General features: G+C 68.5%; 7 protein-coding genes. 6 read left to right on the forward strand and 1 reads right to left on the reverse strand.

Annotated features, from left to right (window positions below):
* Window positions 1-6: 6 nt before the first annotated feature.
* A complete protein-coding gene (locus AC2YHA_RS09905) occupies window positions 7-1,098 on the reverse strand; it encodes a hypothetical protein (protein ID WP_487401357.1) in 1,092 nt (363 codons plus the stop codon).
* Between the two features lie 93 nt (window positions 1,099-1,191).
* On the opposite strand from AC2YHA_RS09905, the gene AC2YHA_RS09910 reads away from it, so the two are divergent.
* The 6 genes from AC2YHA_RS09910 (at window position 1,192) to AC2YHA_RS09935 (ending at window position 12,576) form a co-directional block, all read left to right on the forward strand.
* The gene (locus AC2YHA_RS09910; protein ID WP_487401358.1) at window positions 1,192-2,124 is read left to right on the forward strand and encodes a LysR substrate-binding domain-containing protein; all 933 of its coding nucleotides are present in this window, start codon (window positions 1,192-1,194) and stop codon (window positions 2,122-2,124) included.
* A gap of 88 nt (window positions 2,125-2,212) precedes the next feature.
* A complete protein-coding gene (locus AC2YHA_RS09915; RefSeq protein ID WP_487401359.1) occupies window positions 2,213-6,019 on the forward strand; it encodes a LamG-like jellyroll fold domain-containing protein in 3,807 nt (1,268 codons plus the stop codon).
* Complete coding sequence (locus AC2YHA_RS09920; protein WP_487401360.1) at window positions 6,016-7,533, forward strand: DUF885 family protein; 1,518 nt, start codon at window positions 6,016-6,018, stop codon at window positions 7,531-7,533. Before AC2YHA_RS09915 ends, AC2YHA_RS09920 begins: the two co-directional genes overlap by 4 nt.
* A gap of 51 nt (window positions 7,534-7,584) precedes the next feature.
* Entirely contained in the window at window positions 7,585-10,491 is a 2,907-nt protein-coding gene (locus AC2YHA_RS09925) for a TonB-dependent receptor (protein WP_487401361.1), read from the forward strand.
* A 65-nt stretch (window positions 10,492-10,556) separates the two neighbouring features.
* A complete protein-coding gene (locus AC2YHA_RS09930) occupies window positions 10,557-12,161 on the forward strand; it encodes a pectate lyase (protein ID WP_487401362.1) in 1,605 nt (534 codons plus the stop codon).
* Window positions 12,151-12,576: a cupin domain-containing protein gene (locus AC2YHA_RS09935; RefSeq protein ID WP_487401363.1), complete on the forward strand. Its 426-nt coding sequence runs from the start codon at window positions 12,151-12,153 to the stop codon at window positions 12,574-12,576. Before AC2YHA_RS09930 ends, AC2YHA_RS09935 begins: the two co-directional genes overlap by 11 nt.
* Window positions 12,577-12,657: the final 81 nt, after the last annotated feature.

Below are 12,657 nucleotides of genomic sequence, written 5' to 3' on the forward strand. Positions count from 1 at the left end.
GCCTCCTCAAGCTCTTCGCACGAAATCGCTGACCCAGTTGACCTCCCAGGTCGCGCCGCCGTCGCCGGACATCGCCTGCTCCCACCGCGCCGAACCGGATGTGATCCACGACCATTGCGTCCGCGTCAGGACGGGCCGGCCGTTCAGCTGATCCTCGCCGGTGAAGGTTCCCAAGCCGTCGGCGAATCGGCCCCGCACCGGCGGGGCGAAACCGGCGGGGTTGCGCCCGTCCAGCCACCAGCTCAGCCATTCGCCGCGCGCTGGGTCGAATGTCCTGAGGCCGATCCCGCGATGAGCCCCGTCGGCGCGCGCGAAAAGATTGTCGCCGACATTGCCGTGACCGCCGAGCACCGGCCAGTTGGTCAGGGTGCCGGTGAACTCCTCCCAGTCCCTGCTCCCGGCAAGCCGCTGCCGCAGGCGACGGTGTCGCACCGACCAGGTCCCGTGCAGGAAATCGAAGTCGCGGCTCCTCTCCGCCAACAGCGGCAACGGCGTCGCGACCGGCGCGGTGCGGGTGAAGAAATTCTCCCAGTTGATCTCCCAGCTCTTGCCGCCGTCGGTCGAGAGCGCCTGTTCCCAATGCGGCCGTGCGCTGTGGATATCGAGCCAGCGGAAGCGCGCGATCACCGGGCGCCCCTTGAACAGGTCGGGCCCGGTGAAGACGCCGGTGTCGCCGTCGAAGCCCCCGCGGACCGGCGCATCGATCACCGTCGGATTGCGGCCGTCGATCCACCAGATCGACCACTGCCCCTGCACCGGATCGAAGGCGCGGACGGTGAGGCCGCGATAGGTGCCGCTCGGGATGTCGACGATATTGTCGTCGATCGTGCCGAGCCCGCCGAGCGTCAGCCACAGCGCGCTCTTGCCCGCGAACTCCTGCCAGTCGTTGCTGCCGGCCAGCCGCTCCTTGAGGCGGCGGTGCCAGACGTCCCAATTGCCGACCAGCCAGTCCCAGTCGTGCGCTCGCGCGGAGAGATCGAGGTCGCGGCCTTGGGCAAGGGTCGGCACCAAGAGGCCAAGCATTCCGCCAGCCAACGCGACGCCGGCGATCACGTCCCTGCGCCGCAACCCCTTTCCGCCGCCTATATCCTGTCCCACCGCGCATCTCCCGCACTACCTCTCCAGGGGGAATGACATCGCCAATGCGCTTTTGGCTATGCGAAGCTTGGCCCGAGAGGCTAAGCCACACTTATGCTCGACCGCCCCTTTCCCTCGCTTGCGGCGATCCGCGCCTTCGAGGCGGCGGCACGGCTGGGGAGCTTCACCGCGGCCGGACGCGAGCTTGGCACATCCTCGGCCTCGGTCAGCTATCATGTTCGACAGCTCGAGGCGCAGATCGGGATCACGCTGTTCCGCCGCCGGCCGCATCGCGTCGAGCTGACCGAGGGCGGTGCGATGATCGCCGCGGAAGCGACCAATGCCTTCGCCGCGCTCCGGGCGAGCTTCGCGCGCGCGGCCGACATGGACGAGGCGCGGCTGTCGCTCACCACGCTTCCGACCTTCGGCACGAGCTGGCTGACGCCGCGGCTGGGCCTGTTCCGGGCGCAGCATCCCGACATATCGGTAGAGCTCGACGTGTCAGAGGCGGCCGAGGACCTCTCCGCCGGCCGCTTCGATGCGGCGATCCGCAACGGCGACGGCCGCTGGCCGGGGCTGCGCACGATCGAGCTGTTTCCCAGCATCTTCATGCCGCTGTGCGTTCCCGGATTGAAGGATGCCGCCACCGGCATCGGCGATCCCGGCGCCCCGCTCGAGGTTCCGCTGCTCGGCCGGCCCGACTGGTGGGCGAGTTGGTACCGGTCGCTGGGCTTTGCGGAGGGGCCGCCGGCATCGCGCTTCGGCACCAGCTTCTCGGCAGAGCATCTCGACGTCGCGGCGGCGCTCGCGGGGCATGGCGTCGTCATCGCCTCACCGATCCTGTTCAGCCGTGAGATCGATTCCGGCCGGCTCGTGCCGGCGCACGCGAAAGTCGCCGCGGCGGGGCGGTCCTTCTGGCTCGCCTACCCCCTCTCCCGCCAGCACAGCCGGAAGATCGTCCGGTTACGCGACTGGCTGTGCGCCGAGGCGGAGCGCGCACGCGCCGAGGCGGCGGCCTTCCTGGAATGTGTGGCGTCGGCTACTTAGTCAGGGGCCGATTGCTACCGGTGTCATAAGCCGGTATGACCCGGCACCAGAATCGATCGCCACGCAGCGATCAGCAAGGGAGGGGTGGATGGTGCGCCGTCACGGGTCGATGCTGCTCACGATCGGCGCTGCGGCGTTGCTGACGGCCGGTCCGGCACGCGCCGACGATGCGCCGGGACTGATCTTCCACGTCTCGGCGGATATCAGCCTCACCGCCGACCGCGCCGGTGGCGATGCCGTCCCCAATTTCGCAAGCAAGGTCGCGATCGTCCCCACCGGCAAGGCGGGAGGCGCGATCCAGTGGGAGGACGACGGCTACGTCACCTGGAACGCGCCGGGCAACATCCAGGCCCGGCGCGGCACGCTCGCCTTCTTCTGGCGGTCGCGCTACCCGGTCGGCGAAGCGCCGTTCGTGCTGTTCCGCGTCGGCTTCGCCGATCATTCGAGCTGGGACATGGCGTTCCTGCGGATCGACTGGAACGGCCACGGCTTCGACGCCTTCGTCACCGACACCAACCTCGCGCGCGAGCGGGTGTCGTTCCGGATGGATGCGCTGCCCGCACCCGACACCTGGCACCACATCGCCTTCGTCTGGGACGAGGCGGTCGGGGTGCGGCTCTACGTCGACGGCAAGGAAGTGGCTCGAAAGGACGGGCAGGCGGTGCTCGACAGCGGCCTCGACCAGTTCGGCCTCGCCGGGCGGGTGATCGCGCCGCATCAGGTGCAGAGCCGCTACAATTTCATGCGCGGCTCGGACCTGGACGACATCCGCGTCTACGACCGGATGCTGCCGGCCGCGGACATCGCCGCGCTCGCCGGCGGCGGCACTCCGTCAGGCGCGGCCCCGCTCGACGCGGCGGGCGAGCGGCGCGCCTTTCTTCATCGCTATGGCTTCGACAAGGAATCGCCGCCCGCGCTCACCGCCGCCAGCACGCGCATCCGCAAGGTCGAGTTCGCCGACGCCAGGGACCTCAAACAATGGATGTGGAAGGGCGTCGACGGAATCCCGGAGACGACCTGGCCCGGCGTCTACAACCGCTCGCGCCTGCCCGGCCGCAACGACTATTTCACCCTGCCCGACTGGAACACCTATGTCGAAGGCGGCAAGGCCTATGAGCTGACGATCCCGCCCGGCGAGGCGGTCAATCGCGTCGATATCCGCGGCGCCGCCTATGGCGGCCTCGACTATGCGGCGGACGGGAAGCGCTACGCGCCGCTGGCCCGGCGGCCGCAGGGGATCGAGAAATCGATCCACAGCTTCTCCGAGCGCACCGGCGGGCGGCTGCGCTTCACCAATATCGCGCAGGAAACGCCGATCCAGGAAATCTGGGCCTATGATGTCCAACCGGGCGCAGAGCCCGAGGGTACGGTTAAGCTCAGCTACACCGTCGACAGCAAGGCCGCGCCGGGCTTCGCCGCGCTCGCCGGGCTCAATGCCTTCATCGCCGGCCGCTATCCGCCGGCGGAGCGGGCGACGGTGGTGGCGCTGCCGGCGAGCCGAGGGGGGGCAGCGGTCGGCGCAGGCAGTGCGGCCGCAGCTGGCGAGGCGCGGCGCATCGAGGATGCGGCGCCGCTCGTCCATATCCTGATCCCGTCCGGCTTCAGCGCCGCCGCGCCCGACCGGCCGCTGGCGCGCGCATGGAACTATACCTGGGCGAATGCGCATGACGGGCTGGATGGCATCGCGCTCGACATCCCGGCGCTCAAGGTGACGCCGAACCGCGACGGCCTCATCCCGCTCAACATCCGCGTCAAGGACCCGATCTGGCCCGAGCGCGACATGATCGACGTCTCGGTCTCGGTCCGTCGGGGCGAGGCGCGCACTTTGTGGCTGGACCTGCGCGACCGCATCCTGACCGAGGACAGCCTCTATCTCGCCATCGCCAGCGCGGCGCCCGATTTCGGTCCTGCTTCGATCGACGGGATGAAGATCCGGCTGGTGTTCAAGGACCGCGCCGCCGCCAAGGCCGAACATGTCGCCGACCGTTTCAACCAGGTCCGCGACAATTGGGGCTTTCTGGTGGAGGAGCATACCGCCTCCGCCCGCGAGGCGATGTACCGCCGGGTGAAGGCCGACATCACCGACCTGCTCCGCGTCGATCCCGACAATCTCGAGGGCCGGCGCTACTGGGCCGACATCAGCTACGGCGCGACGGGAATGCCCCCCTTCACCCAGCCGGTGCCGCCCGCCGGCGTGCCGCTGTGGGCGTTCCGGCAGCTCGAGGACCTGAAGCTCACGCGCCGCTTCGTCGACTGGTGGATCGACAACCGGCAGGTGCCCTACGGCGATTTCGGCGGCGGCATCTCCGACGACACCGACCTGACCCAGCAATGGCCGGGCCTGGCGCTGATGGGCGTCGAGCCCGACAAGATCAACGCGTCGCTGCGTGCCCTCTCCGATGCCGTCTACGCGAACGGCATGAACACGGGCGGGCTCGGCACCATCACCACCGACGAGCTTCACGCCTATGAGGAGGGGATGAACAGCGACGCCGAGCGGCTCTACCTCAACTGGGGCGAGCCCAGAGCGGTCGAGCGGCTGATGGCGACGACCAAGGCGCTGACCGGCATCATCCAGCGCAATCCCGCCGGCCACATGCACTTCGCCTCCAACTGGTACGGCGGCACCAAGGTTTATCGCGAAGGGCCGTGGGAGTGGCAGAAGCCCTACAGCTTCGTCGTGATGCACGCCCCGATCCTGATGGGCGTCTACAACGGCAACCCGACCGCGCGGGGCCTCGTCACCGGCGTGATCGACGGCTGGCTGGCGCATGGGAAGCAGGACGCCAAGGGGGCCTGGAGCTACCCCAACGAGATCAATTGGCGCACCGACGCCGAGCGCGCCGGCGACGGCGGCGGAGTGGCGACGCCCTATCAGTCCGTATGGGCGGCGTGGCGCTTCACGGGGGACGACAGATATCTGGCGCCGATCCTCTCGCGCGTGGCGAAGGGCGGGCCGGCATCGCTCGGCGATCTCAACGAGAACGTCGTCGCCGCGCTCGGACGGACGAACGACTGGGGCAAGGCGCTCGCGGGCCAGCCGGGCGACTTCGCGCGCGTCGCCGGCTGGGATGCGACCGGCGACAAGCGCCTGCTCGAGACGCTCCACGCCGACGCGATCGAGGACAAGACGCAGCACGAATATATGTATACCGAGGGGCATTGGTGGTCCGACCGCGTCGACCAGCCCAATGAATTCCTCCAGCGCGAGCGGCTTGGCGGGATCGCGCTGAAGCGCAACCAGACCTATCCCGGCAACGCGGTGAGTTGGCGCTTCGCCAATCTGGGCGCGGCCGAGCAGGTCGCGATCCTGGTGCCGGGGGCGACGCGCGAGCGGTTCAAGGTGATCGCCTACAACATGAGCGACGTCGCCCAGCCGGCGACGATGACGGCGTGGAACGTCGCCGCCGGCCGCTGGACGATGACGGCGGGAACCAGCGCCGCCAACGGCGACACCGCCGACGGATCGACCACGGCGACCGAGGTGACGCTGGAGCGCAGCGCCGCGGTCGCGGTGACCTTCGCCCCACGCACCACCACCGTGCTGGAGTTCGCACTCAAGTCGCCCGGCACGCCGCCGGAAAAACGGGCGGACCTCGGCATCGGCGCCGACGACGTGCGGCGGCAGGGCCGGACGGTCTCCGTCACCGTCCACAGCCTCGGCGCGGTCGAGGCGGCCGGCGGAACGGCCATGCTGGAGGATGCAGCCGGCAAACCGGTGGCGAGCGTGCCGCTGCCGACGCTGGCCGCGCCGCTCGACCTGACGCCGAAGGCCGCGACCGTGCGCCTGACGATCCCCGGCGGAGTGAACTCGACGGGTCTTAAGGTCCGCGTTACCTTGCCCGGCGATGCGCCTGAGGTGACCCGGCTCAACAATGTGGTGCCGCTCCAATGAGCGGCGCCGGCCTCCCGGTGACGCGGCGCGCGCTGCTGGCAGGCGCCGGAGCGGCGCTGGCGACCGCCGCCGTTCCCGGCGAGGCGGCGGAGAGCGACGACCAGCGGCTGCGGGCCTTGCTCGACGGACTCGACGCCCTCCCCTCGCCTGCCGCGCGGCTGGCGCGACTGGAGGCGTTCCGGGGGGATCGGCTGTCGCCTTCGGCGGCGCTCGACCTGAAGTGCATCCGCGAGGGCCTCGCGATCGACGCGCGCATTGCCGAGGTCATGCCGTTCGGGCAGCCCGGCCGCTCGCCCTATACCGTCACGCCGACGAGCGGCGCCTGGCGCGATCCCGGCCGCGCCGATGCCGCCGACCGCATCGCTGCCGACACCCGCGCGATTCGCGCCGAAGCGACGGCGGGGATCATCCTCCCGCGCGCGCTGCTCGATCGCACCGCCGCTGCCGTGACCAAGGCAGCCGGCCAAGCCCAGGGCAGCACCGCGACCGCACTGCGCGAGCAGGCAGCGCTCCTCGCATCGCTGGCACCTCGGGCAGGCGATGCGCCGGGCATGTGGCGGCTGCCGAACGGGGCCGAATACTACGACCTGTTGCTCGACCGGCAGTTCGGCTTCAGGGGCGGCGGCACGGCGGCGCATCGGCTGTTCCTCGCCAAGGCGGAGGAGCTGATCCGCGCCGCCGACGCGGTGCTCCGGCGCCTCGGTCGCCGCGACGGCACGGTCGGCGAGCGCATCGTCGCCGCCTTCCGCGATCCCGCGCATCTCTACGGCAACGACGATGCCGGGCGCACCCGCGCGGTCGCCGACATGAACCGCCTCCTTGCTTCCGCCAAGGCGCGGGTACCGGCGCTGATCGGCCCGGTGCCGCCGGAGTGCCTGGACGTCGCCGTCCGCCGCATGTCGCCGGCCGACGAGGCCGCCGCCCGCAGCGGCTATCGCGAGCTGCCGACGCCGGACGGCAAGCCCGGCGGCTATTTCGTCGACCTGAGCGACATCCGCCGCCGCCCCGCCTGGAGCCTCGGCAGCGTCGTCCATCACGAGCTGATCCCCGGCCACATGATCCAGCTCCCGATGGAAGCGCGCGCCGCGCCGCATCCGCTGCGGCTACGCTACGCCCCTGCCTTCGCCGAGGGCTGGGCGGTCTATGCCGAGCAGCTCATGGCCGCGGATGGCGCCCATGCCGGCAATGATCTGATGCTTTTGGGACACATTCACTGGCTGTTGTTCCGAATTGCGCGAGCGGTCATTGACACCGGTGTCCATAGTGAGCGATGGTCAGCATCGGAAGCTCGTCAGAAGCTGGGGATGATGCAAGGCGAACCCGCTTTCTTCGCCACGTTCGACCAGGACGCCGATCGCGTCTGCCTGGAGCCGGCCGTGCGGGCGGGCGAGGCATCGGCGTGGCTCGCCCTAGCCGAGACCGGTGCCGGACGCGGCGGCACAGCGCTCAGGCGCTTCCATCAGGCGGTGCTGGCGCATGGTCGGGTACGGAGGTCCATGCTCGGCACGGGCTGAGACGTGCAATAACCAAATAACACAAAACAAACGAAATTCTGGGAGAGGGATATGAGCAAGGGGATTGAATTCAAGCATTGGATGCGCGGCGGCACGTCGGTGGCGGCATTGGCGCTTGCGGTGACATTCTCGGCGGCAGCCCATGCCCAGGCGGCAGGACCGAACGACACTTCGGCAGCAACCGCCGTGCCGCAGGATCAGGCGTCACCGGATCAGAGCGCCGACTCCAACCAGGATATCATTGTCACCGGTTTCCGCGGCAGCCTCGCCCGCGCGCTCGACGAGAAGCGCCAGTCGGCGGCGGCGATCGACTCGATCCTCGCCGAGGATATCGGCAAGTTCCCGGACCTCAACCTGTCCGAGTCGATCCAGCGCGTCCCGGGCGTCGCCCTGGCGCGCGACGGCGGCGAGGGCCGGCAGATCTCTGTCCGTGGCCTCGGCGCGCAGTTCACGCGCGTGCGCATCAACGGCATGGAGGCGATGGCCACCGCCGGCAGCTCGGACGCCTCGGGCGGCACCAATCGCGGCCGCGCGTTCGACTTCAACGTGTTCGCCGCCGACCTGTTCAACGGCATCACCGTCCGCAAGACCGCCGATGCGGTGACCGAGGAGGGCTCGCTCGGCGCGACCGTCGACCTGCAGACCGCGCATCCGTTCGACTACAAGGCGGGCCTGACGATCGCCGGCGGCGCGCAGGCCGGATACAACGACCTGTCGGAGAAGGTATCGCCGCGCGCCGCGGGCATGATCTCGTGGCGCAATGCCGACGAGACCTTCGGCGTGCTCGCCTCGGTCGCCTATACCAAGCGCCGGATCGTCGAGAGCGGCTATTCGACGGTGCGCTGGACGACCAACACCGCGGGCGTCGCGCCGGGCTTCCAGAGCTATCTCGGCACAACCTGCGCCTATCCGACCGCCGGCGGCCCCTCGACCACGCCGCAGTGCATCGAGGCGAACAACCTCTTCCACCCGCGCTTCCCGCGCTACGACTATTTCATCACCGATCAGGAGCGCATCGGCGCCACCGCCTCGGTGCAGTGGAAACCGACCGACAGCACGACGATCACGATCGACGGCCTCTATGCCCAGTTCAAGGGCACGCGCGAGGAACGCTATCTCGAGGCGAACGGCTTCTCGGTGGCGGGCGCCTGCACCGCGACGTCGCGGCCGACCAATTGCGGCGTCGCCGATGTCGACGTCACCGCCGCCACCGTCGAGAACGGCGCGCTGATCGCCGGCACCTTCAACGACGTCGACCTGCGCGTCGAGAACCGGTTCGACCGGCTCGACACCAAGTTCAAGCAGCTCACGGTGAAGATCGACCAGCAGCTCGGCGAAAATCTGTCGATCAATCTCCTCGCCGGCCATTCGCAGTCGGACCACGACAATCCGGTCCAGAACACCGTCACCTTCGACCAGTTCAACGTCGACGGCTACAGCTACGACTACACCGACCGGAAGCATCCGGTGTTCGACTTCGGCACCGCCGACCTCGACAATCCGCAGGCCTGGGTGCTGAGCCAGCTCCGCCTGCGCGCGGCGGGGGTCAAGAACCGGTTCGACAACGCCCAGCTCAACCTCAACTGGAAGGTCTCGGACGAATTCTCGATCGATGCGGGCGCCTCCTACAAGGAGTATAAGTTCCGCAGCATCGACCTTCGCCGCAGCAACGGCACTACCGCGGCGCAGGACACCAACCTCACCTGCTGCACGCTGCCCGGCGACACGCTCGACAAGTTCGGCCATGTCGTGTCGATCGAGGGCCAGAGCTTCTTCGCCCCCGACTATTTCGCGGCGCGCGATTATTTCGGGCTGGAGGATCCGACTGCGCGGGGCGGCGCCTTCCGCCTCGGCATCGAGCCGGGCCTCGCCGGCAACACCCGCGTCGAGGAGCATGACAAGGGCGGCTTCGTCCAGTTCAACTTCAACCACGACTTCGGCATCTTCAATCTGCGCGGCAACGGCGGCGTGCGCTATGTCCAGACCTTCCAGCGCGCGCAGGGCTATTCGTTCCTCGGCGGCCAGGCGACGCCGATCACCTCGTCGCGCACCTATGAGGACTGGCTGCCCTCGATGAACCTGGTGATCGAGCCGAGCCGCGACTTCCTGCTCCGCTTCGCCGCGGCGCGGGTGATGGCGCGGCCGGACCTGGGCAGCCTGCCGCCCTCGGCGTCGGTGGGCGTCTCGGGCGCCAACAGGACGGTGTCGGCGGGCAACCCCAACCTCGATCCGTTCCGCGCCACCACCTACGACGTCTCCGCCGAATGGTATTACCAGCCGGGGGCGCTGCTGTCGGTCGCGCTGTTCCAGAAGGACATCGACAGCTTCGTGCAGACGGTACAGTCGTCGGGCGCCTTCTCCGAGAACCCGTTCGGCCTGCCCGACAGCCTGGCGATCGCGGCGTGCGGCAATCTCTATCCGGCGACCTGCAATCCCGCCTTCACCAACTGGGTCTTCTCCGTGCCGCGCAACACGCCGGGCGGGCGTCTGCGCGGCTATGAGATCAATTTCCAGCAGCCGTTCCGTTTCCTGCCGGGCTTCCTCGGCAACTTCGGGGTGCTGCTGAACTACACGCACGTCAGCTCGAACATCAAATATCTGAACGCCCAGGGCCAGGTGATGAAGATCGACGACCTGACCGGCCTGTCGCGCCACTCGGCCAACGCCACCCTTTATTACGAGGACAAGCTGATCAGCGCCCGCGTCTCCGGCGCCTACCGCAGCGGCTACATGAGCGACGCGGTCGGCACCCAGGGCGTCGACAGCCAGGGCACCAACAAGACGTTCAACCTCGACGCCTCGGTGCAGATCAACGTCACCAAGCAGATCAAGCTGACGTTCGAGGGGGTCAACCTCACCGACCAGTATCAGGACCAGTATGTCGACTCGCGCAACCTGCTGTCGGTCTATCACCACACCGGCCGCGAGTTCCTGGTCGGCGTGCGCTTCAACTACTGACGTCTCCTCACCTGCCGGCGCGATCCCCTAGGGTTGCGCCGGCCTTTCCCGTCTCGGAGTATCGCATGCGGCGTGCCACAGCTTTGATCCTCGGCCTCGGCACCGTCTGGTCGATAATGGCAGCCGTGCCCGCCGTCGCCGGCTCCGCCGCTCCGCCCCGCGCGCAGCTGCTCGACACGATGAAGCGGGCGACGCGCTTCATGGTCGACAAGGCATCGGTCCACGGCGGCTATGTCTGGGCCTATCTGCCCGACTTCTCGCGCCGCTGGGGGGAGATGGAGGCCTATCCGACGATGGTGTGGGTGCAGCCGCCCGGCACCGCGACGATGGGGCATTTGTTCCTCGACGTTTATCACGCGACCGGCGACGATTATTATTATCAGGCGGCGGTGAAGGCGGCGGACGCGCTGATCGAAGGGCAGCTGCCGAGCGGCGGCTGGCATTATTTCATCGACTATGGCGGTCCGGACTCGACCAGGCGCTGGTACGCGACGATCGGCAGGAACGCCTGGCGGCTGGAGGAATTCCAGCACGACTGGGGCAACGCCACCTTCGACGACGCCGGAACGTCGGAGTCGATGCAGTTCCTGCTCAGGCTCTACCTCGAGAAGCGCGACCCGCACCTCAAGCCGGCGCTCGACAAGGCGCTGAGCTTCGTCCTCGAGAGCCAGTATCCGAACGGCGGCTGGCCGCAACGCTATCCGGCGACCAAGAGCCCCTACATCGACCACGGCAAGCCCGACTATACCGGCTTCATCACCTTCAACGACGACGTCGCGGCGGAGAACATCAAGTTCCTGCTGATGTACCAGCAGACGCTGGGCGACCCGCGCATCCCAGACGCGATCCGGCGTGCGATGGACGTGTTCGTCGCCGCGCAGCAGCCGGCGCCGCAGGCCGGCTGGGGGCTGCAATATACGCTCGACATGAAGCCGACCGGCGCGCGCACCTACGAACCGACCGCGCTCGTCACCCACACCACCGCGGCGAACATCGAGCAGCTGTTCGAATTCTACCGCCTGACGGGCGATCCGAAATTCCTCGCGCGTGTGCCCGAGGCGCTGGCATGGCTCGATTCCGTGCGGCTGCCCGACAATCTCGTCAAGAACGGCAGGGCCTATCCGACCTTCGTCGAGATCGGCTCGAACAAGCCGCTGTTCGTCCATCGCCGCGGTTCCGACGTGGTCAACGGCGAATATTATGTCGACGGCAATCCCGAGCACACGCTCGAGCACTACAGCTCCTTCCGCAGCATCGACGTGCCGAAGCTGCGCGCCGAATATGAGCGGCTGAAGGCGATCCCCGGCAGCGCGGTCGCCAAGGATTCGCCGCTCCGCGCCGGCGCCAAGGCACCGTTGCCGCGCTATTTCCTCGTCGACCTCGGCAAGAATTCGGATCGCAACCTCGGCGGCAAGCGCCCCTCGGCGGAGGCGCTGGTCGCCTCGCTCAATGCCGAGGGCTGGTGGCCGACCGAGCTCAAGACCACCAGCCATCCCTATACCCATGACGGCTCGCCGACACCGGTGCCGGGCGACTATGGCGCGACCCGCGTCGGCGACGATACCGACACCTCGCCGTACATCGATCCGCACCCGGCGATCGGCATCTCGACGGGCGCTTACATCGAGAACATGGAAACGCTGATCGCGGAGCTCGGCCATGCGGGGTAGCCTGCTTCTCCTGATGGGATTCCTTCCCGCCGCTGCCGCCGCACAGGAGGTACCGGCCGGCGGAATGACCGTGATCGACGAGAACTCGGTCAAGCGCGACGAGCCGACTCCGCACGGGCGTATCGGGATGAGCACCGCCTGGCGGATCAGCGATGCGGTGCCGGGCCGGAACATGGAGTTCCGCAAGCGCGCGCTGCATCCGGGCGCGGCGATCGGCGCGCACAAGCTCAGCCACGACGAGGTCTATTATGTCGTCTCCGGCCGCGGCGAAGCCTTCTCCGGCGACCGCAAGGCGCAGGTCGGGCCGGGGCAGGCGGTCTATTTCTTCACCGGCGAGACGATGGGCATCCGCCAGCAGGGCAGCGAACCGCTGGTGCTGATCATCAGCTATCCCTTGGTCGGGCGGGTGAAGTAGGAAATCCCTCTCGCATTGGAGAGAGTTCCGGATCGGCTATGCCCCCGGCGTGGCCTCAACAGCGCGGAGCACGACTTCCGA

The organism is Sphingomonas sp. SRI_018, assembly GCF_057586275.1.